Raw genomic sequence first — 24,648 nt, 5'->3', positions numbered from 1 at the left:
TGCGACAACAACGCTTGTCGTGATGCCTCTACAGTATGCGCTGCGCCGCTCTGCCGGGACGGCTGCCACCGGAGAGGCGAACACGATGCAGGACAACCGCAGGCCGTCGCGTGAGCGGAGCCTGTCCAGGTGGACGACCAGGCGCTGGCTGCGGGCCGGCGTCGCCCTCTCCCTGACCGTGCTGGCCGTGCTCGGAGTGACGGGATTCTGGGTGCTGGACAGGACCCAGACCATCAGCACCGAATTGGTCGACGTGCGTTCACCGGCGATGTCCACCTCGTTCCGCCTGGAGGCCGCCCTGCTCAACCAGGAGACCGGGATCCGCGGCTACGGACTCACCGGCAACGTTGAGTTCCTCCTGCCCTACCAGCAGGGCGTGAGGGACCAGCAGACCCACGTCGCGCGCCTGGCCGAACTCCTGCGCGGCAACGACGCCGCACAGGGGGACCTCGCCTCCGTCGAGGCGGCGATCACGAGGTGGCAGGAGGAGATCGCCCGTCCGATCGCCGCATCCCCACCGGGCGCACCCTCGGCGGAGGCCGCCGCGACCGCCGGCGGGGGCAAGGCCGCCTTCGACGCCGTCCGCGCCGAACTGCTGCGGGAACAGGACCACCTGCGCGCCGACCGCACCCAGGCACGCGACGACCTCCTGGCGACGATGCGGGTGCGCAACTGGGTTTTCGCGGCGATCGCGGTGGTGATCGCCCTGCTCACCGTGCTGGTCTTCGAAGGGTTGCGCCGGGGCATCACCCGGCCGCTGGAGCAGCTGGGCGAGGACGCCCGGCGCATCACCGGCGGTGATTTCGGACACCCGATCACCGCGACCGGCCCCGCCGACCTGCGGCGCCTCAGCGGCGAGATCGACTCCATGCGCCGCCGCCTGGTGCGGGAGCTGTCCTCCATCGAGGAGGCCCGGATGCGCCTGGACGCGCAGGCGGCCGATCTGCAGCGCTCCAACACCGAGCTGGAGCAGTTCGCCTACGTCGCCTCGCACGACCTTCAGGAGCCGCTGCGCAAGGTCTCCAGCTTCACCCAGCTGCTCCAGCGCCGCTACGGCGGTCAGCTCGACGCCCGGGCCGACCAGTACATCGACTTCGCCGTCGACGGTGCCAACCGCATGCAGGTCCTGATCAATGACCTCCTCGAGTTCTCCCGGGTGGGCCGGGTCCACCAGAGCCACCAGGAGGTGGACCTGGAGAAGACGCTGGAGCGGACCCTGGACGCACTGAGCGTCGGCATCGAGGAGGCCGGTGCCCGGATCACCCACGACCCGCTGCCGGTCCTGGTGGCCGACCCCACCCAGATGGGGATGCTCTGGCAGAACCTGATCGGAAACGCCGTCAAGTTCCGCCGACCCGATGAGGAACCCCGCATCCACGTCTCGGCGACGCGCGGGGACCAGCTGTGGCACTTCGCCGTCACCGACAACGGCATCGGCATCGCCCCGGAGTTCGCCGACAAGGTCTTCGTCATCTTCCAGCGCCTCCACACCAAGGACGCCTACAGCGGCAGCGGCATAGGCCTGGCGATGTGCAGGAAGATCGTCGAGTTCCACGGCGGCACCATCACCGTGGACCCGCAGTACGGCGACGGCACGCGCATCAGCTTCACCCTGGCCCCCGAACCACTCGAGACCCCGGGCCACTCCACCGTGCCGGAGGCCGGTCACGCGGACACGGAGCCGCAGACGCGATGACCTCGGCCACCACCACCCAGCCCGGCCCGGCCGAGGACGAGCCGACCTACCGCGTCCTGCTGGTCGAGGACGACGACGCCGACGTCATCCTGGTCGAGGAACTCCTGCTGGACACCGGCCTGCGCTTCGAACTCACCGTCAGATCGACCCTCGACGCGGCCAAGGCGGTGCTGGCCGCCCAGCAGATCGACTGCATCCTGCTGGACCTCCACCTGCCCGATGCCACCGGAACCGCCGCCATCACCGCGGTCCGCGACCTCGCACCCCACAACGCCGTCATCGTCCTCACCGGCCTCGCCGAGGCCCGGGCGGGCACCGACGCGATGGCCGCCGGGGCCCAGGACTATCTCGTCAAGGGCAAGGTCGAGCCCGAACTGCTGCGCCGCACCCTGCGCTACGCCGTCTACCGCAGCCAGACCGAGCGCGCCAGCATGGAGGCTCAGACGATCCGCCTGCGCGCGGAGGAGAACGCCCGCCTGGAACGCGGGCTGCTGCCGCCGCCGATCCTCGGCACCTCGACCGTGACGGTCACCAGCCGCTACCTGCCCGGCACCGCGATGGCCCTGCTCGGCGGCGACTTCCTCGACGTCGTCGAAGGCGACGACGGACTCCTGCACGCCGTGGTCGGCGACGTCAGCGGACACGGCCGCGACGCCGCCGCCCTCGGTGTCCTGCTCCGGATAGCCTGGCGCTCCCTGATCCTGGGCGGACACCGAGGTGAGGACCTGCTCCACCTGATGGAACGCGTCCTGGTCGCCGAACGCGGAAGCGAGTCGCAGTTCGCCACCTGCACCCTGCTCACCCTCGACCAGGGCCGGGCGACCGCGACCTTCCACCTCGCCGGTCACCACGAACCCCTGCTCGCCACCGCCGAGGGCACCCGGGAGGTGACCGCCGCCCACGGCATCGCGCTCGGCATCCTCCCCGGCTTCCGGAACTGGCCCCGCACGGTCGTCCCGCTCCCGGACACCGGCTCCCTGACCATCTACACCGACGGCCTCACCGAGGGGCACAACGGCTCCACCGGCGAGCGGCTCGGCGTCGACGGACTGCTTGCGCTGATCAACGCCTCGGCCCCGGCGGACCCGGCCACCCACGTCGACCTGCTCATCCAGCAGACCCACACCCTGAACGCCGGCCGCCACAGCGACGACCTCGCCGTCCTCCACCTCCACTGGGACCGCCGCTAGTGCTCTGACCGGAGACGTCCACCGGGTTCGAGAGTGTGCGGGCAGGATCACCTTGCGGACCCTTCCGAGGGCTTGGCCGGCCGGACGGACCGGGACGGTGCCGCCTTCGCGGTGGGCCGCTCGCTGCGGCTGCGGGCGCGTTCTCGTCGTTCGGCCGCGAGGATGCCGGGGGGCGTGCGTCGGCGTTGCGCCAGCGCAGGTAGGCGTGGAGCGCTCGGGCCAGGACGGTGTGGTCGGGGGTGGTTCGAGTCGGCCAGGGTGAACTGCCGTGCTGACCCTCGCCGGGGCCCGGCTGTCATCGACCGGCGGGACTTCCTCGGCCGACTGGTCAGCGGAAGTCGCGGCTGCGGGCGCCGGGGGCGAGGGTGAGCGGGACGAGACGGGTGGCGACCAGGTTGATCGCGCCGTCGCGGCGCTCGGTGGTGCCGTGGACGAGCAGGCCGGCGCTGCCGAGCGCCACCTTGCGCTGGCGTTCCCACACGTGCGGCTGGACGACGATGTTGACCAGGCCGGTCTCGTCCTCCAGGGAGATGAACAGGACGCCGCCCGCGGTGGGCGGGCGTTGGCGGTGGGTGACCAGGCCGCCGACGCTCACCAGGGTGCCGTGGACCGCCTCGTCCTTGAAGCCGACGGCGGTCATGGCGCCGCACCGGTCCAGGTGGGGGCGGGCGTGCTGGACGGGGTGGGTGGTGGCGGAGGCGCCGGTGGCCCACAGGTCGGCGATGGTCTCCTCGATCGCGGTCATCTCCGGCACGCCGTCCGGTGGGGTCAGGGCGAGGGTGGTGCCGGGGAGCATGTCGCCGGTGGTGCGGGCGAGCAGCCCGGCGGACCACAGGGCCTGACGGCGGGTCACCCCGAGGCCGGCGAAGGCGCCGGCGGTGGCGAGGGCTTCGAGGGCGGGTGCGGGCAGGGCGGTACGGCGGGCGAAGTCCTCCAGGTCGGTGTACGGCTGCCCGGCGGTGATGGTGGCGGCGTGGTCGTCGCCGAGGCCGCGTACGGCGGCGAGGCCGAGCCGGATGGCGGGGCGGGTGCCCGGGACGGGTTCCAGGGTGGGGGCGGGGTGGGAGTGGTTGACGTCGGCGGGCAGCACGGTGACGCCGTGTCGGCGGGCGTCGGCGATCAGGCTCAGCGGGGAGTAGAAGCCCATCGGCTGGTTGGCCAGCAGGGCGCAGGTGAACGCCTCCGGGTGCTTCAGCTTGAGCCAGGCGCTGGCGTAGACGAGCAGCGCGAAGGAGGCGGCGTGGGACTCGGGGAAGCCGTAGCCGGAGAAGGCGTCGATCTTGGTGTAGACGTCCTCGGCGACCGCGTCCGGGATGCCGCGCTTCTTCATCCCGGCGAGCAGGCGCTCGCGCAGGGCCGCGACGCGCTGGTGGGAGCGTTTGGAGCCCATCGCCTGGCGCAGTTGGTCGGCCTCGGCGGGGGTGAACCCGGCGCAGTCGATGGCGAGTTGCATCATCTGCTCCTGGAACAGCGGGACGCCGAGGGTCTTGGTGAGGGCCTTCTTCATCGACCGGTGCGCGATGGTGGCGGGTTCGTGTCCGTTCCGGCGGCGGATGTAGGGGTGGACCGAGCCGCCCTGGATCGGGCCGGGGCGGATCAGGGCGACCTGGACGACCAGGTCGTAGAACTCGCTCGGGCGCATCCGGGGCAGGGCGCCGGCCTGGGCGCGGGACTCGACCTGGAAGACGCCGACGGTGTCGGCCCGGGAGAGCATCTCGTAGACCTCCTTCACCTCCTTGGGAATGGTCGCCAGGTCGTAGCGCAGGCCGTGGTGACGCTCGATCAGGTCGCAGGCGTCGTGCAGGGCGGAGAGCATGCCGAGGCCGAGGAGGTCGATCTTGACCAGTCCGGCCTCGGCGCAGCCGTCCTTGTCCCACTGGAGCACGGAGCGGCCGGGCATGGTGGCCCACTCGGTGGGGCAGGTCTCGGCGATCGGGCGGTGGGTGAGGACCATGCCGCCGGAGTGGATGCCGAGGTGGCGGGGCAGGCCGCGCAGCCCGGCGGCCAACTCCCGGACGTCGTCCGGCACTCCGGCGTCGGCCGGGGGCATCTCGTGCCAGCCGGTGGCGGTGGCGAAGCGGTCCAGGTCGCCGGGGGCGTAGCCGAGGGCGCGGGCGGCGTCGCGGACGGCGAGGCGGGGTTGGTAGGTGATGACGTTGGCGACCTGGGCGGCGTGGTCGCGGCCGTAGGTGTCGTAGACGTACTGGATGACCTCCTCGCGGCGGCGGTGCTCGATGTCCAGGTCGATGTCGGGTGGGCCGTCGCGCTCCGGGGAGAGGAAGCGCTCGAACAGGAGGTCGTAGCGGATCGGGTCGACGGCGGTGATGCCGAGGGCGTAGCAGACGGCGGAGTTGGCGGCCGAGCCCCGGCCCTGGCACCAGATGCCGGACCGGTGGGTGAAGGCCACGATGTCGTGGACGATCAGGAAGTACCCGGCGAGCTTCAACTGCTGGATCACGTCCAGCTCGTGGGCGACCTGCTGGTGAGCCTTGGTGTTGCCCGGGGCGAAGCGACGGGCAGCAGCTTCGAGGGTGAGGCGGCGCAGCCAGCTGATCTCGGTGTGGCCGTCCGGGACGGTGAAGCCGGGCATCTCGGGTTCGAGAGCCTTGAAGTCGAAGGCGAGCTCGCGGGCGAGGTCGACGGTGGCCTGTTGGACGCCGGGCCAGGGGGCCAGGCGCCGGGCCATCTCGGCCGGGGAGCGCAGGTGGGCGGTGCCGGCCGCCGCCAGGTACGCCTCGGCGTCGGCCAGCGAGCGGCCCTGGCGCAGGGCGGCCAGGGCCTGGGCGAGCCGGCCCTGGGCGGGGGCGGCGTGGTGGGCGGCGGTGGTGGCCACCAGCGGGAGCCCGGTTCGGGCGGCGAGTGCCGCCAGGGTGTCGTTGCGGTCGTCGTCGCCGGGCAGGTGGTGGTCGGTCAGCTCGACGAAGACGTTGCCGGGGCCGAACCGGTCGGCGAGGAGCCGGAGTTCGCGCTCGGCGCCGGCCGGCCCCTCGCTCTCCAGGGCGCGGCGGACGGCGCCCTTGCGGCAGCCGGTCAGGACCGCCCAGTGGCCGGCGTGCGCGTCGGTGAGCCGTTCGCGGTCGTACCGGGGGCGGCGTTTGGCGCCACCGGCCAGGTGGGCGTCGCCGATCACCTTGGCCAGGCGCCGGTAGCCCTCCACCCCCCGGGCCAGGACGAGCAGGTGCTCACCGTCCTGGTCCGCGACGCCGGTCGGCGCGAGCGCGGCGTCCAGGGTCAGCTCCGCCCCGAAGACCGTGGCGAGGCCGGTGCGACGGGCCTCGGCGGCGAACGTCGCGGCGGCGTAGAGGCCGTCGTGGTCGGTGACCGCGAGCGCGCCGATGCCCAACCTCGCCGCCTCGTCGACCAGTTCGGCCGGATCGCTGGCGCCGTCCAGGAAGCTGTAGCTGGTGTGGACGTGCAGCTCCGCCCAGCCGGGGCCGGGACGGCTGCCCGCAGGTGGGGACGGCGGCGGAGCCGGGGCCGGCTCGGGGCCGGGGAAGGGGATGACCGTACGGTCACCCGGCCGGGTGCCGGTCATGGCGTGGTGCAGGTCGCGCCACGGTGTCTTCGGGTGGTTGGTGAAACCCATGCTGCGGTGTCCGGTCTTGCTGGGGGGATCGGGGGTCAGGTGTCGTAGTCGCCTTCCAGGCGCCAGCGGCCGCCGGTGACGGCGAGCAGTAAGGCCCGTCCGTCGGCGACGGTGACCTGCATCCGGGCGGTGCGCCGGGCCTCGTCCGGGGCCCACCAGCGTTCCTGTTCCGGCCACGGTCCCGCCCAGCCGGTCACCTCGACGGCTCCCGAGTGCAGGACCAGGCGGGCCGGGGCGCTGCGGGTCTCGGCCCGCGCGGTGACCTCGACCTCCCGGCCCTCGGCGTCCAGCAGCCGCACCGGTACCGGGGCGGGCGGCACCCGGGTCGGGGACGGCGAGGGCAGCCGGCCCGGCCAGGGTCCGTCCGCGCGGCGCTCCCGGTGGGCATCCCCCCAGGGCGTGCGGACGATCCGGTCGGCGGGGGTGCGGCCGCCGGCCAGCTCGACGGTGACCGGCGCGGTGTGGCCGAGGATCGCCTGCACCCGGGCCACGGCCCGCTCGATCCGCTCGGTGGCCTCCTGATTCCCGTCGGCCAGCGACAGCTGGCGGCCCGGATCGCGTACCAGCCCGTCCGGGACCAGCCGCAGCACCACGACCCCGCCGGAGGCCTCGTCGAACAACTGCCGCTGCTGCCAGGCCTGCAACTGCCAGCGCATCCGCTCGGCCACCGCCCCGACGGAGAGCAGGCCCTCGTGCCGCCAGGCCCGGGACGCACCCGTGCCGTCGGCGCACTCCACCTCGATCTCGACCCGCCCGCAGGCCAGGCCCGCCCCGGCGAGACCGGCGTGCAGACGCTCGGCCAGCGCCCGGGCCGCGAACACCAGCGGCTCCATGACCGTGAACGGCTGGTCGAAACGCTGCTCCACCGTCAGGTGCACCCCGGGTGGGCGGGCGACGACCGGGCGGGCCTCCAGCCCCCGGGCCAGCCGGTGCGCGACCACGCCGACCCGGCCGAAGCGGTCCGCGACGCTGCCGACCGGGAGGCCGGCGAACTGACCGATCGTCACGATGCCGAGCCGCCCGAGCAGACCGGCCAGCTTCGGCTCCGCCAGCTCCGACACCGGGATCGCCGCCAGGAACCGGGCGCTCTCCCCGATCGGTACCACCCGCTCGGCCCGGGCCGCCAACTGCGCCGCGAACAGGCCGTCGGCGACTCCGATCCGGCACGCGTGGCCGACGGCCTCCACCGCGTCGACCACCTTCTCCGCCAGCGCGTCCTCGCCGCCGTGGAACCGGGCCGCACCAGCGGCCGGAAGCGCCAGCATCCCGGGGCGCACCACCTCCAGCCGTGCGGCCAGCACGCCCACCGCGTCCGCCACCGGTTCGAACAGCCCGGCCTCCGTGTCGGCCCGGCGCTCGTGCACCGCCAGGCCGGCCACCAGCGACTGGGCCGAGCGCACCTTCTGCCCCTGCCGCACCCCACCGCGCCGGGCGGCGGCGGAAGCCGCCAGCACTCGGCCGCGCTCGACCACGACGACCGGCCGGTCCGGCCCCGGCTCCGCACCCAGGACGGCGATCACGGGCCAGTCGGGCACCCAGACGGCCAGCACCCGCGGGGGTACGGCTTCCCCGTGGACGTCCTCCTGGGTCCTTGGCACCTCAGACCACCGCCAACGGATCGTGCGTCGCGTCCGCCTCAGGACGGTGCGCGTTCGGGCCGGCGGTCCGGACCGCGCCCTGGCGGTCCGGCAGCCAGAGTTCGTGCTGCCGTTCACGGGCCGCGGCCCCCCGACCGCCGGCCTCCACCACCAGGCGACGGGCCCGCAGCCGGCCGTGTCCCTGGCCCACGCCCTCCCAGGACCGGGACGCCACCCGCAGCCGGACCCGCGCACCGGGCCACTCCCCGGACACCACCAGCGCACACCCGCTGCGCCTGGTCACCGTGACCACCTGCTCCGCCACCCGGTCCGAGACCCGGCCGGACGGGCGCAACAGCAGCACACCGACGCCGTCGGCCAAGGCCATCGCGACCCGGGCCCACTGGTCGCCGGCGTCCTCGACCACCACCAGGCGCGTCAGGTCGACCCCGAGCTCGGCCGCCGCCAGCAGGCCGAGCCCCTCGACACCGACCGCCGCGCACCAGGTGCCGCCGGTCGACGCGGCGGCCGCGAGCGCCAGCAGCAGCGCGGTGCCGCCGCCGGTCACCGACACCGCCGCACCCGGGCGCAGACCCCGCTCCGGAAGGAGACCTTCGAGCGCGGGCAGCACCGGGACCAGCTGCCCCGGGCGGGACAGCTGGAGCCGGGGTGCCAGAGTGGCCAGGGATGCCTCCATGCCCCCACTGTCGAACAAATGAACGAAAAAGGGAAGTCGGGGTTCCCCTTCGCATGAATCGGTCACTAGTTCGATCTGATGCTGTTACTGCAGGTCACGGGAGTGGAGGTGGGGCAGGTGGATCGAGAGCCTCGGCGTTCGGTCAGATCACCGGCGGCCCCGCCTCGATCCGGCGCAGCACCGGGGGCAGGCGGTCCAGGTCGGGGCCGAGCTGGAGCTGTCGCTCGTCCCACCAGGTGGCGCCGGCGTCGTGGAGCGGACCGATCACGTCCTTGGCCCTCGCCGCGTTCAGGGGCGTGGCACCGCCGAGCACGAACTCGAAGGGGCGCCCGGCCTCGGCCGTACGGTGCTTGCGCACGAAGTCGACGAGGTCCCGTACCTCCGCCGCATCCGGCACCTGTCCGTGCCGGGCGGTCTCGAACAGCGGCACCGCGCCGTCCCAGCGCGCTGCCCGCCGCATGGGCGAACGACGCGGCCAGAACCCGCCGATCCATACCGGCGGACCGGGCTGCTGAACGCTTGCCGGCAGCAGCGTCACGTCCCGGGCCTCGTAGTGCCCGCCACGGTGGTCCACCGGCTCACCCGACCAGAAGCGCCGCAACAACTCCAGTCCCTCGTCCAGCCGTTCGGCGAGGACGGGTGGCTCGGCGGCGTCGCCGAAGCTGCGGTACTCGTCCTCGATCGGACCGCCCAGGCCCGCAGCGAAGATCACCCGGCCCCCGCTGAGACTGTCCAAGGTGGCCACCTGACGGGCCAGTTGCTCCGGACGGTAACGGGGGACCGGCGTCAGCAGGGGGCCCAGTCGGATCCGTGAGGTCGCCAGTGCGGCTGCCGTCAGCAGCATCCAGGGATCGCCGAAGGGGCGTCCCTGGTGCCGGCGGTGCAGGACGTGGTCCCAGACGAAGAGCCCGTCCCAGCCGGCCTGCTCGGCGGCAACCGCCACCGTCGCGACGTTCCGGGGGTCGGCGAAGTCACCGAAGTTGGGGATGTTGACGGAGAAGCGCATCCCAGCAGTGTGCGCAACCCGCCACGGGGACGGCAATCGGATTGGGGGGCCTTCACCGCAGGTTGGCTGTCAGGCACAGGAGCGGGCGGGCTGAGGTCAGGTCAGGGGGTGGTCCCGGCGGGCGTGCTAGCTTCCGGCCATGGGAGTACGTGGGGTGGGTGGGGTGGCGGCGCGGCAGGCGATGGAGGGTTTACGGGAGTTGGCGGTGGCCGGGCTTCCGGTGGCTGCGGTGTTCCGTAGAGCCGATGAACTGCTGCGCCAGGTACTGGAGTTCGATGCCGTCTGCTGGCACACGGCCGATCCGGCGACCGGGCTGGTGAACTCGGTGCTCAGCGACGATCTGGGCCTGGGCGCGTTCGAGGAGGCGGTCCGGCTGGAGGTGTGGGCGGACGACCTCGCCACGTTTCCGAAGATCCGGCGCAGTGGTTTCCGGGCCGAGACCTTGAGCCGGGCGACCAGGGGCCGACCGGAGCACAGCGTCCGGTACCGGGAGCAGGTCGCACCGGCGGGATTCGGCGACGAACTGCGGACGGTGTTCGACGCGCACGGCGGGATGTGGGGCTGTGCCGCGTTCCTGCGGGCGCCCGACCGGGGTCCGTACCTGGCCCGTCAGCGTCAGCTCGCGGACACCGCCGCCCGGCACCTCGGCCGCGCGCTGAGTGCCTGCCACGCCCCGCCGCCCGAGGCGCCGGGACCGGGCGGATCGGGCGGCGGGCCGGCCGTGATGGTGCTGGGCGTGACGAACCGTCCGATCGCCGTGTCGGGGCCGGCGGAGGAACTGCTCGCCCGGCTGGCGGATCCGTCGCGGACCTCGCTGTCGGTGCCGATCGCCTTCGCGATGGCCGCCGAGGGGGCCCGTCGGGCGGCCGCCGGGCTGCCGGTCTCGCAGGCGAAGATCCGGGTGCAGGATCGGGACGGGCACTGGTTCGTGCTGCACGCCTCGGCGTTGCGGGGCTCGGCGGGCGGGGAGGTCACGGTGGTCGCGACCCGGGCCACGCCGGCGGACGCGATACCGCTCTACCTCTCCGCGTACGGCCTGACGGCCCGTGAGCAGGAGGTGGCCCTGCTGCTGGTGCGCGGTTGCGACACCAAGGAGGTGGCACGGGTGCTCGCCATGACGCCGTACACGGTGCAGGACCACCTGAAGTCGGTGTTCGCGAAGGCCGGGGTGGCGAGCCGTCGTGAGCTGATAGCCCGGATCATGCTCGGTGGACTGGGCTGACCGCCTCGGGTGTTGGGGGAGAGGAGGAGAGGGCGGGGCGGCCGGTCAGGCGGCGGGCCCGATGCCGAGCTGCTCGGTGAGCAGGTCGCGGATCCGGGCCTCGATCTGGTCGCGGATCGGCCGGACCGCCTCGACGCCCTGGCCGGCCGGGTCGTCCAGCTTCCAGTCCAGATAGGTCTTGCCCGGTAAGAAGGGGCAGGCGTCGCCGCAGCCCATGGTGATCACCACGTCGGAGGCCTGCACCGCCTCGACGGTCAACACCTTCGGGATCTCGGCGGAGATGTCGATGCCGACCTCGGCGAGGGCCTCGACCACCGCCGCGTTCACGCTCCCGGCGGGGGCGGAGCCGGCGGAGCGGACCTGCACCCGTCCGCCGCCGAGGTGGGTGAGGAATGCGGCGGCCATCTGAGACCGCCCGGCGTTGTGAACGCAGACGAACAGCACGGACGGGACGGCGGAACTGCTCACGAAACTGTCCTTCGGGTACGGGCCGGAGCCTGCGGGGTCAGTGGGCGGCCGTGGCCGGGTGGTGGTCGCCACGCGGGACGGGGATGTCCTCGGCGGCGGGCGCCGGGCGGCCGAACAGGGCCGCGACCAGCGCGAGGCCGACCGCCAGTCCGGCGAGTTGGGCGGCGACGAACGGCAGCACCGAGGCGGGAGCGATGCCCGCGAAGGTGTCGGTGAACGCGCGTCCGATCGTCACCGCCGGGTTCGCGAAGCTGGTCGAGGAGGTGAACCAGTAGGCGGCGCCGATGTACGAGGCGACCGCGACCGGTGCGAACCGCGCGCGGTCGGTCCGGGTCAGGCCGAAGATCAACAGGATCAGGCCGGCGGTCGCCACGACCTCGCCCAGCCACAGGTGCGGAGCCCAGCGGTCGTGGGTCGACCACCGGACGAGCGGCTCGGCGAACATCGCGTCCGCAAGCACCGCACCGCCGATCGCGCCGACCGTCTGGGCCGGGACGTAGACCGCGACCTCCCGCAGGCTCGGCCCGTCCCCGCTCCGGCGGCCGGTCCACCAGGCGGCCAGGGTCACGACCGGGTTGAAGTGGGCACCGGAGACCGGGCCGAGCAGCAGGATCAGCGCCCCGAGGCCGAACACGGTCGCGAGCGAGTTGGCCAGCAGCTGCACGCCGACGTCCCGCGACAGCTCGGTGGCCTGGAGGCCGGAACCGACCACCACGGCGACCAGGGCGGCGGTCCCGACCAGTTCGGCCACGGCCCGGCGGGCCGGCGGCGGTGCCCCGATCATCTGGATCCCCCTGCGGTGGCCGGGGCGGCCGGGGTGTCCAGGAGCGCGGACAGGCGGGTCAGTGCGGCGGGCAGCACCCAGTAGTAGACCCAGGTCCCACGCCGCTCGGACCCGACCAGCCCGGCCTCGCGCAGCACCTTGAGGTGGTGGGAGATCGTCGGTTGGGACACGTCGAACGGTCCCGTCAGGTCGCAGACGCACGCCTCGCCGCCCTCGTGCGAGGCGATCAGCGACAGCAGCCGCAGCCGTACCGGGTCCGACAGCGCCTTGAACATCTTCGCCAGGTCGACGGCGGCCGCCTCGTCCAGCGGCTCGCGGACCAGCGGCGAGCAGCACGCCGGGGCGTCGTCCGGCCCGAGCACCGGCAGTTCCAGATTCGACATGTGTCTATGTTGACAGCCATCTATCCCGAGAGGCAAGCTCGCTGTATCGACAGCTGTCGAATCAAGGATCCGGATCGAGGAGACCACCATGTCCCGCGTTCAGCTCGCCCTTCGCGTCGCCGACCTCGAAGCCTCCGTCGCCTTCTACTCCGAGCTCTTCGGTACCGGGCCCGCCAAGCGCCGGCCCGGCTACGCCAACTTCGCCGTCGCCGAGCCGCCGCTCAAGCTGGTCCTGATCGAGGGTCAGGAAGGCGAGGACACCCGGCTGGACCACCTCGGCGTCGAGGTCGGGAGCACCGAGCAGGTCGCCGCCGCCGCCACCCGCCTCCGGGACGTCGGCCTGGCCACCTCCGAGGAGAACGACACCTCCTGCTGCTACGCCCTCCAGGACAAGGTCTGGGTGACCGGCCCCGGCCGGGAGCCCTGGGAGGTCTACGTCGTCAAGGCCGACGCGGACACCCTCGGCAAGAGCGCCCCGGGCAACTGCTGCACCGGCACCGAGGACCTCGCCTCCTGACGGGGCGGGCCGGCGCCGCGCGGTCGGAGGTGCTGAGTGCGCGGACGCCGACGGGGTCGACGGTGCTGATGGCGGGCCCGCAATGACCGGGCTCGGGTGGAGGCCAGGCCACCTTGCGGAGCCACCCGCTTCCCGAGACAACGAATGCCGTGAACTCGGCGTCGCGTGACAGCTTCGCCATCGAGACTCCCCCCTTTCGGGCGGCACACAGGCGCACTCTGCCACCCTTGCACGCGACCTCGGGCCGTTCCCGACGGCCGGCCGACCGCTCCCGCCGCTGAGCGGGTCAGAGGGTCCGGGATCGGACGGCGGCGGCGGACCGCAGGCCCGACCTGCGCGGATTCGCTGTCGGCCGGTGGAATTCCGGGACGGGAGCGTCCCTGCGGGGGCTGACGGTGCGTCGACCCGACCCAGCGGTGGGCGCCTGCGATGGCGCGACAAGCCGGCCAGGCCCTCGTACCGCCGTTGCGGTACGAGGGCCTGGCCGGCTTCGGGGCGCTGTGGTTACGGCGCGGGCATCCACACGGAGTTGATCGGGCTGAGGTTGGTGTCCCAGTACTCCCACGGCTGAACGTCGTTGCCGCCGGGGCAGTTGGAGGCCCCGTAGCCGAGACACAGGTACGCGACGGCCCCACCGGTCTGGTTGTTGAACACCCGGTGGGCGCCCTCCATGTTGGCGAGGTTGTGGGCGCCGTAGTTCTGCCACTGGTAGACGATGCGGCTGTTCCAGCTCGCGTCGGCGTAGATGCACACCCAGCCGGTGCGGCACCCGGCGAAGTCGCCCTGGGAGGTCGGAGGGGCGGAACGGGCTTCGGCGGAGACGGTGCCGAGCACCAGCGAGGCGGCGGCGAAGCCCAGGGCTATCGCGGAGCGGAAGGTCTTACGCATGACATGTTTCCCATCGTCGGTATTCCAGGACGGACGCGGCCGGTCGGCTGACCGCACCGTCGGCGCCGGTGCGCCTCGATCGGGCAGCGGAGGGACGGAACCGTTGCCGCCGACTCGCCCGCGACCTCACGCCACCGGTCGTCCCAACGGATCAGGACCCGTGCCCGGCCGTCAGGCGCGGGCACGGATGTGCGCGGCAGACCTGGGGGCGCGGCGGCGGCGAGAAGTTGAGCGAGGCTCCCAGGAGTTGACCCGCCGGGTGTGAGTCTGACGACCGCATCAGTTCGTGGGAACCTATAACTTCATAGGACCAACCGCTTGCTCTGCGTGACGGCGTGCCACAGCTCACCGGGGGATCGGCAAGGCTCGGCGGCAGAGGGCAACGCAGCCAGGGGCTCGGTCAGCGGCCGGCCAGGTGTCGGGAGACGAGTCCGACCTCGGCGAGCTGAGCGGTGGTCGGACGCCGGGCCTCCAGGGCCGCGCCGGAACCAGGTTCGTGCCGGTGGTGCGGCCGGTGGACCCCCCAGCGACCTTCCCGCCGTACCAGGGGCTGCGCCCGGATCGCGTCCGGCAGTCGCGGCCGGTTGACGGTGGGCATGACCGCCGTGTCGTAGACGACAGAGCGGACCGACCAGAGCCGATTGCGGGTGACCGGCGTCAAGTCGTCGGGGGTCGGCCGCCGGGGCGTCGAGTGCTCGATGCTCCGGCAGGTGGGCAAGCAGTGCACGGAACCGGTCACCACACGGTCGGCGCCCGGTGGGTCTACGGGGCCGCCCAGGTCGGCGCCGGCCCTCGGTGGGGCGGAGGGGTGGTTCACAGGATGGTGAGGGTGATGATCCACAGGTGCGGCACGGGTGGGTCCGGGAGCACGACGTAGTGGGCGATCGTCTCGGGCAGGACGATCTGCCGGATGCTGTCGTCCAGGTCTTCCCGGTCGCTCGGCGGCCAGGACCAGGGGTCGGCCATCGCCTGTTCCAGCGCGGTCTGGAGCTGCTTGCGCTGCTCCTCGTTCAGGGCGGTGCGGATCAGCTTGCCGGCCTCCGCGGAGAAGCGGGCGCCGAAGCCGTGGTCGGCGCTCACCGGCCGAAGACGTCCTCGAAGCTCAGCGCACCGTCCTCGGACCGGCCGGCCCGGTCCCAGGAGTGGTACGCGGCAGCGGTGTGGGCGGCCGCGCGGGCGATCTGCGCCTCGCGGGTGCCCCGGGCGGCCAGGTGATCGGCCGTCAGGACCCTGGACAGATAGGTGTCGAGGTCGATCCCCGCACGCTCCGCCTCCTGCTGGAGGTGGGCGACCAGCGCGTCGTCCAGATGGGCCGTCAGCTCAACCGTCATGGCCCGATGGTACTTGCCCCGGCGTCAGGAGCAGCAGGGCGCGTCGGCGGGTCCGGGGCAGCCGCCCCGGAGGGTCGCCTCTCGCAGCGGGAACGGTCGTCCGGGCCGTGCGGTGGCGGATCCACGGCGCCGGCGTCTTCCTGGAGCCCGCTCCCTGACGTGACCTGAGCGAGCATCAGAGCTGCTCATCAGGATCGACGTTCGCGAGCACCTCGCAGTCGCAGCCGCCACCACTCGCCTGCAGGCCCTGTTCCAGTTCGGACCACGGCTCGCCCCGGGAATCCGCCCAGTCCCGGGAATGCCGCAACGAGTGGTCGCATCCGGTCTCCCCGAGCTTCTCCTCGAGATGGGCGAGGAGATCGTCGAGCTGTTCCCGCCCGATGCCGAGCACGTCCCACTCGTCCCGCTTCACCCCTGCCTTGTAGGCGTCGCGCAGCTCCCGCCGACGATCCCGTTCCGAAGTCATCAGTACCACCCGCTTCTCGCCGATCTCACCAGGCCGACCCTATGTCGGACCACGACGAGGTACGGCTACGCTCGTAATGATCAAGACGGGACAGAAGGAGGTGCGTGGGTGGATCTCACCGGGCGCACGGTGGTGATCACCGGGGCCGGGCGTGGCTTCGGGCGGGCGTTGGCCTTGCAGGCAGGTCGTTCGGGCGCACGCCTGTTCGTGTCCGCCCGTTCGTCGGCGGCTGCCCGGGCGGTGGCCGACGAGGTGGCGGCCGACAGCGGCGCGAAGGCTGACGCGTTCGCCTGCGACCTGGCGGACCCGGCCTCCGTACGGGCGTTCGCCGACGGGGTCGCGGCCCGCGCCGACCGGGTGGATGTGCTGGTCAACAACGGCGCCCGCTACCTGGTGGGCCCCGACTTGCTGGACGCCGACGACGTCGCGATCACCGACACCATCGCCTCCGGAGCCACCGGCACGGTCCTGACGGTCAAACACTTCCTGCCCCTGCTGCGCGCCTCCGTCGGGGCGGACGTGGTCACCCTGGTCTCCTCGGCTGCGGAGACCGGCAACCACCGCTCCCAGGCGCACCCCGCGTTCTACGCGGCCAAAGCCGCCCAAGCCGGCTTCGCCGACATCCTCTCCCACCGGCTCCGCCCCGAAGGCATCCGCGTCATCTCGCTCTACCCTCCGGACTTCACGGACGGCGACCCGCTCCACCCCGGCTGGGACCAGGCATCCCGGACCGGGAGCGACCCGCTGACCGCCCGATCCGTGCTGGACTGCGTCCTGTTCGCGATCGGCCAGCCGCGCGACTGCTTCATCCGCTCCTTCCACTTCGAGCAGATGTAGGGGCCCTGCCCAGACCCGACACCACCAAGGCGGTGGCCCCGCCGGATGGTCAGCGAGGTCGGACCGGCGAGGTGGAAGGGCACCGAGCGGTCAGGCGGGCGGCGACGATCGCGGCGTCCACCGTCTCCTCCAGCGACCCGTGGACGGGCAGGCCGGGTGCAGCGAGCCGGACCTGCCCGACCACGTCCAGACGTCGCCCGTACCCCTGGTGGGCGCCAACCACGATCGGCCGGCCTTCGCCGAGCGCGGCACCGAGTTCCAACAGCGCGATCGGCTGGACCTCCTCGGCGCAGAACCAGAACAGCGTGACGTCGGCCGCGTGCAGATGCCGGTGTTCCCAGCCGATCTGCCTCGGCCCCTCGGCCGGGTCGGCCGTCGGGAAGTCCGCCCGGCGCGGATTGAGCACGATCAGGCCGACGCGCAGCAGGTCCTCGGCCGCCTCGGCCTGCCAGTCGGGGCAGCCGGTGATCCCGCCGGCCAGGAAGACGGCGGGTGGTCCGTCCGGGAGCGGCTCGTAGCCGGTGGGGGCCTCGAAGTACAAGTTCCTCATTGCTCTACGGTGACCGCTCCGGACCTCGGAGGGAGGGTGTTTCCACAGTTGCCTGTCGTCAGATCCCTCTCCGGCATGGCTGATGAGGCTGATCGGCGCTTGTCCTGGCGACGACCGGCTGACGGCCGGTCACCGTGCCGTTCGTGACCGGGCGGGTTGTTCGCCGGCGTCTTCCGGCCCACCCGTCAGGTTCGACGAGCCCCACTGCCGACCACCGCACCGGGCGGATCAGTCCCCGATGAACCACAAGTAGCTTCCCGGCGTCGTCGCGCAGGCCTTCAGCAGCGCCGCCAGGTCGGTCACGGCAGCGGTCTGCGCGGCGTCGGAGCACTGCGTCAGCAGTCCGGCGATCTCGCCGAGCGCGGCTTGCGACTCCTGCTCGTTGAACTGTGTGTTGCCGTAAGGGTCCACCGCCCACAGCTTGCCGGGGCCGTTCACCTTGAGCGTGGCCAGCACCTCCGCCAATGCCTCGCCGTGTTCGTACGAGCCCCGCAGGAGCGAGGTCCTGGACATGTTCCAGTTGCTTCGCGCCGGTCGAACGGAATGCAGTTCCAGCTCAATCCCCATGATCGCCTCCTCGGCAGCAGCCTAACCAGCACTGACGCGCGAGCCGGACAAGGGGCCGGACGTACGCCGCGCGCACGGACGGCGCGTCCTGGCGAGTGCGAACCGGCCCCGGCCGGTTCGCGGTCGAGGACGGCGCCGACGACACGGCCGAGGTGACGATCAGCGGCCCACCCGCCGACCTGCTGCGCTGGGTCTGGCACCGCGCCGTCGCGGGCGAGCCGAGCGGCGTCACGGTCGACGGCGCCGCCGAGGCGGCCGGGGAACTTCGCCGCTGCATCGCCGTCGTCACGCAGTAGCCGTCGGCTCAGGCAGCCGGCCGGCCCGGGGTGGTACCGCCAAGACACCTGGGCTCCACCGCGTCGCCCCCGCCGCCGGCATGATCACCGTCGGGTGGCCGTGAGTCGGGTGCCGGCGACGGTGCGGATGCGTCGGGTGCGGCCGTTGTCGGCCAGGACGGCGAGCGCGGCCGTGGCCGGCGACGTTTCGGCGGCGCGGAGTTGGAGCCAGTTGGAGGCGGTGAGCAGCTGCGCCGAGTCCCATGGCTCGCACAGGGCCATCGTCCGGAGCAGGGTCCACTCGTCGAGGCGCCGTGCGGAGAAGGCGTCCACTGACACCGGGCCGGTCATCTCCAGGTGCCAGGACGGGTAGCCGGGGTCCGTGAGCAGTGCGGCGGCCTGCCGGTCGAGGTACTCGCAGACGGCGCTGTTCGCCATTGCCCTGTCGGGATCGGTGAGTACCCGGGTGACCAGGGCGGCCGCGTCCGCCGGAGCCACCTCGTCGAAGGCCCTGCGGTAGCGGGCGAACCGCACGTGCTCGTCCGGGTCCCGGTCCGCGTCGTCGGCTGACGCTGGGTCATGCGGTGTCACCGTCGCTCCTCACGGCTGGCTCGGGACTGAAGCCTGCCACAACGGCGGTACGCCTGACGCCTGTCGAAGTCCGGTCGCCGCTGTCGCCCCGGGCGCTCCGCCCGGCGTACGAGGGCGGGATCGGTCCTCGGGACGACGACGGTACCGGTTTCGGTCCGGACCCGAGCCTGACGGGTCAGCGGGCGAGGGAGACGGCGAAGGGCTTGAAGCCGTGTCGGCGCAGGACGTGGGGGACCAGGAGGATCATGGCCTCCGTGGCGCGGGCCGTGGTGATGTCGCCGAGGTCCTCGATCCATCCGGGCTGCCAGCCCAGGTCGGCGAGCAGGCGGGCGACGGTCTCCTTGGCGTTCGGGTCGTCGCCCGAGAGATAGGCGGTCGGGGGAGTGGTGAGGATCTCGGGAGCGGTCATGACCATGAACAGCATGGTGTTGAGGGTCTTGACCACGCGGGTGTCGGGGAGGGCGGCCTGGAGTCGTTCGGCGAGGCTGCTGCCGGGGTAGCAGAGGTCACCTGGCAGGCCGTCACCGGCGTCGCGGGTGGCGTTGGAGACGTCGACGAGGAGCTTGCCGGAGAGTTCGGTGCGTAGGTCGGCCAGGCGCTCCAGGGAGTCGTGGCCAGGCGTCGCGTTGACCACGACGTCCGCGGTGCGGGCCGTGGTGCGCTGGTCGGCGAAGGCGATCTGCGCAGCGGTGCCGGTGGCGAGCCCTGCGGCCGCCGCCGGGTCGCGTACGCCGAGGGTGACGTGGTGTCCGGCGGCGGAGAGCTTGCCGGCCAGGTTGGCGCCGACGCGGCCGGCGCCCAGGATGCCGATGCTGGTCATGTGGTGATGCTCCTTGCGGTGGGGAGGAGAGCGGAGGGGTGGGGTCAGGCGATCGGGGACAGGACGTCGAGGGCGGCGGTGTGGATACCGGGGGCGGCGGCCAGGAAGTCGCGGCTGGCCGTGCTCCAGGGCGCGCCCGCCAGGTCGGTGACGGTGCCGCCGGCCTCGGCGACCAGCAGCGCACCGGCGACCAGGCCGGAGCGGACGTCGGAGAACTGCCAGAAGGCGTCCGTGCGTCCGGCCGCGACGTGGATGAGCTGCATCGTGGCGGGGACGGACACGCGCACGACCAGACCGTTGACCAGCATGGCGGTGACCGAGTCGCCGATCCGCCGGAAGGTGCGCTCGTCCTCGCCGGGCCTGGCCTGCCCGGTGCCGACGAGGGCGGCGCCGAGGTCGGTCTTGGCGGACACCTTCAGCGGCCGGCCGTTGAGGTGGGCACCGCCGCCGGCGACCGCGGTGTAGGTGTCGCCGGTCAGCGGCAGGTGGACGACGGTGAGCACCGGCTGGTTGTCGCGGACCAGGGTGGCGGTCACGGCCCAGTCCTCCATGCCGTGCACGTGGTTGATGTTGCCCTCGGCCGGGTCGACGACCCACCATTCCCCCGCCGGGAGCGCACCGCCGGCCAACTCGTCCTCGGCCCACTGCGACCCCGGCCGGGCCCGCAGCAGCGGCTCGCGCAGCACGTCCAGCACCGCGGCGTCGTTGGCGTGGATCTCGGCGACGACCTCCTCCAGGCTCACGCCCCGGGCGTCCGGGGTGTGGCGGTCGCGCAGGGTGAGCCCTGCGGTCCGCACGGCGGTGGTGACCTCGGACAGCAGCGTCTGGTCGGCGGCGAAAGGCATGGCGGTGTTGCTCATGGTGGGCTCCCTGGGTTCGATGTGGGCGGAGGGTTCGTCTCGCGCCTGCACTTCGAAGGTAGGCTCCTCGGCCATTAACAACAAGTGCATGCTGTTCACTTGTAGAGTTACTGCCATGCAACTGGATCTGAATCTGCTCATGGCCCTGGACGCACTGCTGGAGGAGGGCAGCGTGGCCGGCGCCGCCGCACGCCTCCACGTCACCGCACCGGCGATGAGCCGTTCCCTGGGCCGCATCCGCAAGGTCACCGGTGACCAGATCCTGGTCCGCACCGGCCGCAGCATGGTCCCCACCACCCGCGCGCTGGCCATGCGCGCCCAGGTCCACGCCCTCGTCCAGCAGGCCCACCAACTGCTGTCCGCGCAGCAGGAACTCGACCTGGCAGCCCTGGACCGGGTGTTCACCGTGCGCTGGCACGACGCCCTCACCGCCGCCTGCGGCACCGCCCTGATCACCGCCGTCCACCGCCAGGCGCCCGGCGTACGGCTCCGCCTGTCGGCCGAACCCGGCACGGACGACGCCGAGTTGCGCCGGGGTGAGGTCGACCTCGAATCGAGCTCCGGCACTCCGGCCTTCCCCGACATCCGCCACCGCCTGGTCGGCAGCGACCGGCTGGTCCTCGCGGTCCGAGCGGGCCACCCGCTCACCGAAGGCCCGCTCGGCATCGAGCGGTACGCCGCCGCCGAGCACCTCACCATCTCGCGCCGTGGCAGCCTGCACGACCCGATCGACGACGCCCTGACGGTCCGTGGCCTCGAACGACGCGTCGTCGCGGCCGGGCCCACCGCCGCCTTCGCCCTGCAACTCGCCCGCGACACCGACCTGGTCGTCGCCGTCCCCGACGCGGTCACCCGTGCAGCGCGGGAACAACTCGGCCTGGCCACAGTGCCGTTGCCACTTCCGCTGCCCGAGGTCCCGCTGTACCTGCTGTGGCACCAGCGCTACGACGACGACCGCGCTCACACCTGGCTGCGGGACCTGGCCACCGCAACCGTCCGGGCACTGTTCGCACCGCCGGACGTGACGGACGGTGGCAGCTGATCCCCTCGTGCGCATCAGCTGTCCGTACGGGCGGGTGACTCCGCCCTACCAGAGGGTGGCCGGTCCCGAGAGGACCCAGCCGGCGTCAACGGGCTTGACCCGGAAGTTCAGTGACACCTCGATGATCTGCGCGCGGTAGCTGATCTCGACGTAGCAGCTGGTGCCCGAGTGGCCCCAGTGGAAGTCCGCGAGGTCGAGTTCGGCGAGCCAGGACAGGTCCTGCGCCCACGCGTCGGCGGCAGGGCTGGAACCCGCCTCGTCCTCGTCCTCGTCGGTGTCCGCTTCGACCGAGCCGGCCCACAGCGACCTGAGCACGTGCCGGACCGGGGCGTGATCGACGAGCCGCTCGGCTTCGGGAATCCGCCCGGCCCGGAGCAGGTCGAAGTAGTGACGGACGACCGCTTCGACCTCGCTCTGGGCAGGGTGCTCCGTCCAGATCTTCATGGTGGGAGCCTAGGACTTCGCTGACGCCCCGGGCCAGGCCTTTCCGCTCCCGGACGGGGAGCGGGGTGACGGTAGGTCAGCCGGGCGGTGTCGTCATTCGAAGGGGGTGGGGTCGCCGGCTCCGCGTCGGACGATCTCCGCTTCGCCGTCGGAGAAGTCGATGACCGTGGTCGGGGTCGTGCCGCAGTCGCCGGAGTCCAGCACGGCGTCCACCACGTGGTCGAGCCGCTCCTTGATCTCCCAGCCCTGGGTCATCGGCTCGTCCTCGCCGGGCAGGAGCAGGGTGCTGGAGACGAGGGGTTCGCCGAGTTCGGCCAGCAGGGCCCGGGTGACGACGTGGTCGGGGATCCGGACCCCCACCGTCTTCTTCTTCGGGTGCATCAGACGGCGCGGGACCTCCTTGGTGGCGGGGAGGATGAAGGTGTAGCTGCCTGGTGTGGCCGCCTTGACCGCGCGGAAGACCGCGTTGTCGATATGGACGAACTGCCCCAGCTGGGCGAAGTTCTCGCACATCAGGGTGAAGTGGTGGCGGTCGTCGAGACGCCGGATCGACCGGATCCGTTCGAGGCCCTCCTGGTTGCCCATGCGGCAGCCGAGAGCGAAGCAGGAGTCGGTCGGGTACGCGATCAGGGCGCCGGAGCGGAGGCTGTCGGCCACGGTGCCGATGGTGCGGGCCTGGGGGGACTGCGGGTGCACGTCGAAGTACTTCGCCATTGGCCGACTCTACGGGATCCACCCGCCGCGTTCCGCGTGGCGCGGCGGGTGTGGCAGGCGCTACGGGACGAGCGGGCCGATGGCGACGGAGGTGGACCGGATCCGGCCGCTGCCGCAGTTGGCCGTGGCGGTGCCGTCGCCGAGGCGCAGGCCGCTGGTGACGTTGATGCCGGACTCACAGGTGGCGTGGACGGCCCAGGCGCGGCGCGGTTCGATGCCGGAACAGACACCGATCCCGAAAGGGCCGGAAGGGTACGCAAAACACGAGCCGCCGCCCGGGCCGGGGACCGACGCGGGCTGGGCGTTGGCGGCGGGGGCGGCCAGGACGCCGGTGGCGAGGAGCAGAGCGGTCGTCAGGAGTGCTGCGGTACGGCGCATCGGGGACGGTCCCTTCGGAGGCGGCGGTGGCACGGGGCACCCGCAGATCCGGGAGACGGGTTGAAGCTCCCGGGTTGTGCAGGGCGGGTGAATCCTGCGGCGGCCGTGTGATGACTGTCAACGGGTGGTGACAAGCACAGGCGAATACCCGCCACCTGGCCCGGCCACGGGCGGGGGCGGTCACCACCGGGACGTCCAGTTCCTCACGGCACCTCAGGTCCGGCAGGCCGGCCAGCGAGTTCTGAGCACGACCGACAGGGAGGATCAGGATCGCTTGTCCGACCTGCCCCCGGGTGGTGTGGATGCGAGGGCCGTGCTGGTGTGCACGGCCCTCGCATCGGGGTGTGGGGTGCCCCGTTCCCGCCCTCGTCGTCCGGATCTGCACGTGGTGATGAACTGTGCGGTGTGCACTGTCACTTGTACGCGGTGCTGAGCTGCACTGTGAGTGGGGAGTCGAACCCCTGCGTTGCTCTTCACGCGCCAAGGGCCGGATGAACCGCCGGCCCGCGGTGTGTGCACGCCTCCGTGGCGACTACCTGCTTTCCCACACCCGGCTCGTGGGGTCAGTCCTCCAGCAGGTCGATCTCCCAGTTGGTGCGCTGGATCAGGGTGTCCACCTCGCGGATCTCCTTGGCCAGGACGTCCGCCCGGGCGCGGAGCTCGGCGACCGGCAGGGCCGAGAGGATCCTCAGCTCGGACCGCATCTGACGCACCGTCCCGCGCTGGTCGTGCCCGGAGGCGGCGTCGGCGGCCGAGGTGATCACCGAGTGGCGCATCCGCAGGACGTCCCGGCGGGCGAGGGCGTCGGTAAGGGTGCCGCCACCCTCGATGCGTGCGGTGGAGTTGGTGAGGTTGATCTGACGGATCAACCGTTCCAGCTCGTCCAGCACCTTGCCCGCCTCGGCCAGGACCTCCGCCGCGTTCTCGGCCGGTTCCTCGCCCTCCTGGTAGCGGGCGCTGCCGACGACGCGCGCCCGGAGCTGCTCGACCCGCCGGGCCGCAGCCGTGCGCTGCGCGAGCGCTTCAGCCAGTTTCACCGCGTCATCACCTCAACGTCCTGCTGATCATCCGGTAAGTATGCACGTCAGAGCCCGATGGTGCGGGCCGCGGGGCCGGTGGCGAAGCCAGAGGTCTGCCGGGCGGAATGACCGGACCGCAGGGGAGGTGAGTACCGACAGGGGTTGAGGCCGGTGTAGGCGGGGCCGGGTGTGGGCAACGTGCTTGCATGGGGGCCGAAGGGTGGTTCATTTTCGGGATGTTCATGTTCTTCGGGGCGCTCCCGATCGGGGTGGTCCTGATCGACTTCTGCCTTCACGCCACCGGCTGGTGGAACGCCGTACTGCGCACCGTCGGGGCGCTCGCAGTCGTGGGTCTGATGGCTGCCCTGTTCTACGGGACAGCCAGGGGAGCCGAGAGCTGCGACGAAACCGTGAAGGACTGCAGCATCAGCACGCCCTGACCGGCGCGGTGGTCCGTACGGTCGGTCGCCGGGTGCCGCGGACCGGCCCCGGCGGTGCTCCTTGCCCGACGTCCTGCGGACGACCCGGGCTCGGTTCTCGTTGCGTACGAACTCCTTGAGCGCTGGGGAGCCTGGCGTCGGCGTGGGATCGGGGCGCAGCCGACTACGATGCTCGGCATCGACAGGGCAGGAGGGTGAGGGAGTGCGGCGTGAGCGGTACGGCGGGCGCTGACGACCTGACCGCTGCCGCCCGCTCGTTTTCCCCCGCCACTCGCACCGCCCCCAGCGGCGGCGAAGCCG

Annotated in this window: 29 protein-coding genes; 8 read left to right on the top strand and 21 right to left on the bottom strand. The window is 72.4% G+C overall.

Annotated elements, in window-relative coordinates:
* Window positions 1–85 precede the first annotated feature (85 nt).
* Window positions 86–1,696: an ATP-binding protein gene (locus ACIRPK_RS09450; protein ID WP_403035829.1), complete on the top strand. Its 1,611-nt coding sequence runs from the start codon at window positions 86–88 to the stop codon at window positions 1,694–1,696.
* Entirely contained in the window at window positions 1,693–2,886 is a 1,194-nt protein-coding gene (locus ACIRPK_RS09445) for a PP2C family protein-serine/threonine phosphatase (RefSeq protein WP_403035333.1), read from the top strand. Before ACIRPK_RS09450 ends, ACIRPK_RS09445 begins: the two co-directional genes overlap by 4 nt.
* A gap of 328 nt (window positions 2,887–3,214) precedes the next feature.
* On the opposite strand, the gene ACIRPK_RS09440 is transcribed toward ACIRPK_RS09445, so the two are convergent.
* From ACIRPK_RS09440 to ACIRPK_RS09425, 4 genes are all read right to left on the bottom strand, one after another.
* On the bottom strand, window positions 3,215–6,472 hold the full coding sequence (locus ACIRPK_RS09440; protein WP_403035330.1) for an error-prone DNA polymerase: 3,258 nt from the start codon (window positions 6,470–6,472) through the stop codon (window positions 3,215–3,217).
* 35 nt (window positions 6,473–6,507) lie between these two features.
* Window positions 6,508–8,070: a DNA polymerase Y family protein gene (locus ACIRPK_RS09435; RefSeq protein ID WP_403035328.1), complete on the bottom strand. Its 1,563-nt coding sequence runs from the start codon at window positions 8,068–8,070 to the stop codon at window positions 6,508–6,510.
* 1 nt (window position 8,071) lies between these two features.
* Window positions 8,072–8,746, bottom strand: coding sequence for a hypothetical protein (locus tag ACIRPK_RS09430; RefSeq protein WP_403035325.1), 675 nt, complete (start codon window positions 8,744–8,746; stop codon window positions 8,072–8,074).
* Window positions 8,747–8,888: 142 nt separating this feature from the next.
* The gene (locus ACIRPK_RS09425; RefSeq protein ID WP_403035323.1) at window positions 8,889–9,752 is read right to left on the bottom strand and encodes an LLM class flavin-dependent oxidoreductase; all 864 of its coding nucleotides are present in this window, start codon (window positions 9,750–9,752) and stop codon (window positions 8,889–8,891) included.
* Window positions 9,753–9,981: 229 nt separating this feature from the next.
* Between ACIRPK_RS09425 and ACIRPK_RS09420 the strand changes: the two genes are divergently transcribed.
* Window positions 9,982–10,974 (top strand): helix-turn-helix transcriptional regulator, encoded by a 993-nt coding sequence (locus tag ACIRPK_RS09420; protein ID WP_403035320.1) that lies wholly within the window; start codon window positions 9,982–9,984, stop codon window positions 10,972–10,974.
* A gap of 45 nt (window positions 10,975–11,019) precedes the next feature.
* On the opposite strand, the gene ACIRPK_RS09415 is transcribed toward ACIRPK_RS09420, so the two are convergent.
* Genes ACIRPK_RS09415 through ACIRPK_RS09405 form a run of 3 tightly spaced genes read right to left on the bottom strand, consistent with a single transcriptional unit; the run spans window position 11,020 to window position 12,609 of the window.
* Window positions 11,020–11,442, bottom strand: a complete 423-nt coding sequence (locus tag ACIRPK_RS09415; RefSeq protein ID WP_403035318.1) for an arsenate reductase ArsC — start codon at window positions 11,440–11,442, stop codon at window positions 11,020–11,022.
* Window positions 11,443–11,479: 37 nt separating this feature from the next.
* Window positions 11,480–12,226: an aquaporin gene (locus tag ACIRPK_RS09410; protein ID WP_403035316.1), complete on the bottom strand. Its 747-nt coding sequence runs from the start codon at window positions 12,224–12,226 to the stop codon at window positions 11,480–11,482.
* A complete protein-coding gene (locus ACIRPK_RS09405; protein ID WP_403035313.1) occupies window positions 12,223–12,609 on the bottom strand; it encodes an ArsR/SmtB family transcription factor in 387 nt (128 codons plus the stop codon). Before ACIRPK_RS09405 ends, ACIRPK_RS09410 begins: the two co-directional genes overlap by 4 nt.
* 88 nt (window positions 12,610–12,697) lie before the next feature.
* On the opposite strand from ACIRPK_RS09405, the gene ACIRPK_RS09400 reads away from it, so the two are divergent.
* The gene (locus ACIRPK_RS09400; RefSeq protein WP_403035310.1) at window positions 12,698–13,126 is read left to right on the top strand and encodes an ArsI/CadI family heavy metal resistance metalloenzyme; all 429 of its coding nucleotides are present in this window, start codon (window positions 12,698–12,700) and stop codon (window positions 13,124–13,126) included.
* Window positions 13,127–13,630: 504 nt separating this feature from the next.
* Here ACIRPK_RS09400 and ACIRPK_RS09395 read toward each other — a convergent pair.
* The 5 genes from ACIRPK_RS09395 to ACIRPK_RS09375 all read right to left on the bottom strand — a co-directional run bounded on the left by ACIRPK_RS09395 (window position 13,631) and on the right by ACIRPK_RS09375 (window position 15,811).
* The gene (locus ACIRPK_RS09395) at window positions 13,631–14,014 is read right to left on the bottom strand and encodes a hypothetical protein (RefSeq protein ID WP_403035308.1); all 384 of its coding nucleotides are present in this window, start codon (window positions 14,012–14,014) and stop codon (window positions 13,631–13,633) included.
* 400 nt (window positions 14,015–14,414) lie between these two features.
* Window positions 14,415–14,732, bottom strand: coding sequence for a hypothetical protein (locus tag ACIRPK_RS09390; RefSeq protein WP_403035306.1), 318 nt, complete (start codon window positions 14,730–14,732; stop codon window positions 14,415–14,417).
* A gap of 95 nt (window positions 14,733–14,827) precedes the next feature.
* The gene (locus ACIRPK_RS09385; RefSeq protein WP_403035303.1) at window positions 14,828–15,094 is read right to left on the bottom strand and encodes a hypothetical protein; all 267 of its coding nucleotides are present in this window, start codon (window positions 15,092–15,094) and stop codon (window positions 14,828–14,830) included.
* Complete coding sequence (locus ACIRPK_RS09380) at window positions 15,091–15,345, bottom strand: hypothetical protein (protein ID WP_403035300.1); 255 nt, start codon at window positions 15,343–15,345, stop codon at window positions 15,091–15,093. The genes ACIRPK_RS09385 and ACIRPK_RS09380 overlap by 4 nt, the downstream gene beginning before the upstream one ends.
* Window positions 15,346–15,520: 175 nt before the next feature.
* A complete protein-coding gene (locus tag ACIRPK_RS09375; RefSeq protein WP_403035297.1) occupies window positions 15,521–15,811 on the bottom strand; it encodes a DUF2695 domain-containing protein in 291 nt (96 codons plus the stop codon).
* 108 nt (window positions 15,812–15,919) lie between these two features.
* On the opposite strand from ACIRPK_RS09375, the gene ACIRPK_RS09370 reads away from it, so the two are divergent.
* Window positions 15,920–16,648, top strand: a complete 729-nt coding sequence (locus ACIRPK_RS09370; RefSeq protein ID WP_403035295.1) for an SDR family oxidoreductase — start codon at window positions 15,920–15,922, stop codon at window positions 16,646–16,648.
* A gap of 49 nt (window positions 16,649–16,697) precedes the next feature.
* Here ACIRPK_RS09370 and ACIRPK_RS09365 read toward each other — a convergent pair whose 3' ends face one another.
* Together ACIRPK_RS09365 and ACIRPK_RS09360 are read right to left on the bottom strand one after the other, a co-directional pair.
* Window positions 16,698–17,198, bottom strand: a complete 501-nt coding sequence (locus ACIRPK_RS09365) for a nucleoside 2-deoxyribosyltransferase domain-containing protein (RefSeq protein ID WP_403035292.1) — start codon at window positions 17,196–17,198, stop codon at window positions 16,698–16,700.
* Window positions 17,199–17,426: 228 nt separating this feature from the next.
* Window positions 17,427–17,765, bottom strand: coding sequence for a hypothetical protein (locus tag ACIRPK_RS09360; RefSeq protein ID WP_403035289.1), 339 nt, complete (start codon window positions 17,763–17,765; stop codon window positions 17,427–17,429).
* A gap of 95 nt (window positions 17,766–17,860) precedes the next feature.
* Here ACIRPK_RS09360 and ACIRPK_RS09355 point away from each other — a divergent pair, with 95 nt between their 5' ends.
* Window positions 17,861–18,061: a hypothetical protein gene (locus ACIRPK_RS09355; protein WP_403035286.1), complete on the top strand. Its 201-nt coding sequence runs from the start codon at window positions 17,861–17,863 to the stop codon at window positions 18,059–18,061.
* A gap of 84 nt (window positions 18,062–18,145) precedes the next feature.
* Here the strand turns inward: ACIRPK_RS09355 and ACIRPK_RS09350 are convergent, their stop codons facing one another.
* The 3 genes from ACIRPK_RS09350 to ACIRPK_RS09340 form a co-directional block, all read right to left on the bottom strand.
* A complete protein-coding gene (locus tag ACIRPK_RS09350) occupies window positions 18,146–18,631 on the bottom strand; it encodes a hypothetical protein (protein WP_403035283.1) in 486 nt (161 codons plus the stop codon).
* 175 nt (window positions 18,632–18,806) lie between these two features.
* Window positions 18,807–19,451, bottom strand: coding sequence for an NADPH-dependent F420 reductase (locus ACIRPK_RS09345; protein ID WP_403035280.1), 645 nt, complete (start codon window positions 19,449–19,451; stop codon window positions 18,807–18,809).
* 44 nt (window positions 19,452–19,495) lie between these two features.
* On the bottom strand, window positions 19,496–20,311 hold the full coding sequence (locus ACIRPK_RS09340; RefSeq protein WP_403035277.1) for an inositol monophosphatase family protein: 816 nt from the start codon (window positions 20,309–20,311) through the stop codon (window positions 19,496–19,498).
* A 115-nt stretch (window positions 20,312–20,426) separates the two neighbouring features.
* Between ACIRPK_RS09340 and ACIRPK_RS09335 the strand changes: the two genes are divergently transcribed.
* Entirely contained in the window at window positions 20,427–21,353 is a 927-nt protein-coding gene (locus tag ACIRPK_RS09335; protein ID WP_403035274.1) for a LysR family transcriptional regulator, read from the top strand.
* Between the two features lie 45 nt (window positions 21,354–21,398).
* Here ACIRPK_RS09335 and ACIRPK_RS09330 read toward each other — a convergent pair whose 3' ends face one another.
* The 4 genes from ACIRPK_RS09330 to ACIRPK_RS09315 form a co-directional block, all read right to left on the bottom strand.
* Window positions 21,399–21,797 carry a hypothetical protein gene (locus ACIRPK_RS09330; protein WP_403035272.1) on the bottom strand — a complete coding sequence of 133 codons (399 nt, stop codon included), beginning with the start codon at window positions 21,795–21,797 and terminating at the stop codon, window positions 21,399–21,401.
* 93 nt (window positions 21,798–21,890) lie between these two features.
* Window positions 21,891–22,511, bottom strand: a complete 621-nt coding sequence (locus ACIRPK_RS09325; protein ID WP_403035270.1) for an L-threonylcarbamoyladenylate synthase — start codon at window positions 22,509–22,511, stop codon at window positions 21,891–21,893.
* Between the two features lie 60 nt (window positions 22,512–22,571).
* Window positions 22,572–22,889, bottom strand: coding sequence for a hypothetical protein (locus ACIRPK_RS09320; RefSeq protein ID WP_403035268.1), 318 nt, complete (start codon window positions 22,887–22,889; stop codon window positions 22,572–22,574).
* A 563-nt stretch (window positions 22,890–23,452) separates the two neighbouring features.
* Window positions 23,453–23,926: a DIP1984 family protein gene (locus ACIRPK_RS09315; RefSeq protein ID WP_403035267.1), complete on the bottom strand. Its 474-nt coding sequence runs from the start codon at window positions 23,924–23,926 to the stop codon at window positions 23,453–23,455.
* Window positions 23,927–24,144: 218 nt separating this feature from the next.
* Here ACIRPK_RS09315 and ACIRPK_RS09310 point away from each other — a divergent pair, with 218 nt between their 5' ends.
* The gene (locus tag ACIRPK_RS09310; protein ID WP_403035265.1) at window positions 24,145–24,348 is read left to right on the top strand and encodes a hypothetical protein; all 204 of its coding nucleotides are present in this window, start codon (window positions 24,145–24,147) and stop codon (window positions 24,346–24,348) included.
* Window positions 24,349–24,648: the final 300 nt, after the last annotated feature.

The sequence above is a fragment of the Kitasatospora sp. NPDC101801 genome (assembly GCF_044766665.1).
Lineage (GTDB): Bacteria > Actinomycetota > Actinomycetes > Streptomycetales > Streptomycetaceae > Kitasatospora.
Note: the sequence above shows the minus strand (reverse complement) of the source record. Positions and strands in the feature narration are given on the sequence as shown.

Coding starts and splice junctions, on each gene's coding strand:
- ACIRPK_RS09430 (WP_403035325.1), bottom strand. CDS start 8,746: ATGGAGGCATCCCTGGCCACTCTGGCACCCCGGCTCCAGCTGTCCCGC.
- ACIRPK_RS09335 (WP_403035274.1), top strand. CDS start 20,427: ATGCAACTGGATCTGAATCTGCTCATGGCCCTGGACGCACTGCTGGAG.
- ACIRPK_RS09400 (WP_403035310.1), top strand. CDS start 12,698: ATGTCCCGCGTTCAGCTCGCCCTTCGCGTCGCCGACCTCGAAGCCTCC.
- ACIRPK_RS09365 (WP_403035292.1), bottom strand. CDS start 17,198: ATGAGGAACTTGTACTTCGAGGCCCCCACCGGCTACGAGCCGCTCCCG.
- ACIRPK_RS09375 (WP_403035297.1), bottom strand. CDS start 15,811: ATGACTTCGGAACGGGATCGTCGGCGGGAGCTGCGCGACGCCTACAAG.
- ACIRPK_RS09330 (WP_403035272.1), bottom strand. CDS start 21,797: ATGAAGATCTGGACGGAGCACCCTGCCCAGAGCGAGGTCGAAGCGGTC.
- ACIRPK_RS09440 (WP_403035330.1), bottom strand. CDS start 6,472: ATGGGTTTCACCAACCACCCGAAGACACCGTGGCGCGACCTGCACCAC.
- ACIRPK_RS09445 (WP_403035333.1), top strand. CDS start 1,693: ATGACCTCGGCCACCACCACCCAGCCCGGCCCGGCCGAGGACGAGCCG.
- ACIRPK_RS09405 (WP_403035313.1), bottom strand. CDS start 12,609: ATGTCGAATCTGGAACTGCCGGTGCTCGGGCCGGACGACGCCCCGGCG.
- ACIRPK_RS09310 (WP_403035265.1), top strand. CDS start 24,145: ATGTTCATGTTCTTCGGGGCGCTCCCGATCGGGGTGGTCCTGATCGAC.
- ACIRPK_RS09345 (WP_403035280.1), bottom strand. CDS start 19,451: ATGACCAGCATCGGCATCCTGGGCGCCGGCCGCGTCGGCGCCAACCTG.
- ACIRPK_RS09320 (WP_403035268.1), bottom strand. CDS start 22,889: ATGCGCCGTACCGCAGCACTCCTGACGACCGCTCTGCTCCTCGCCACC.
- ACIRPK_RS09425 (WP_403035323.1), bottom strand. CDS start 9,752: ATGCGCTTCTCCGTCAACATCCCCAACTTCGGTGACTTCGCCGACCCC.
- ACIRPK_RS09325 (WP_403035270.1), bottom strand. CDS start 22,511: ATGGCGAAGTACTTCGACGTGCACCCGCAGTCCCCCCAGGCCCGCACC.
- ACIRPK_RS09395 (WP_403035308.1), bottom strand. CDS start 14,014: ATGCGTAAGACCTTCCGCTCCGCGATAGCCCTGGGCTTCGCCGCCGCC.
- ACIRPK_RS09380 (WP_403035300.1), bottom strand. CDS start 15,345: ATGACGGTTGAGCTGACGGCCCATCTGGACGACGCGCTGGTCGCCCAC.
- ACIRPK_RS09360 (WP_403035289.1), bottom strand. CDS start 17,765: ATGGGGATTGAGCTGGAACTGCATTCCGTTCGACCGGCGCGAAGCAAC.
- ACIRPK_RS09410 (WP_403035316.1), bottom strand. CDS start 12,226: ATGATCGGGGCACCGCCGCCGGCCCGCCGGGCCGTGGCCGAACTGGTC.
- ACIRPK_RS09340 (WP_403035277.1), bottom strand. CDS start 20,311: ATGAGCAACACCGCCATGCCTTTCGCCGCCGACCAGACGCTGCTGTCC.
- ACIRPK_RS09450 (WP_403035829.1), top strand. CDS start 86: ATGCAGGACAACCGCAGGCCGTCGCGTGAGCGGAGCCTGTCCAGGTGG.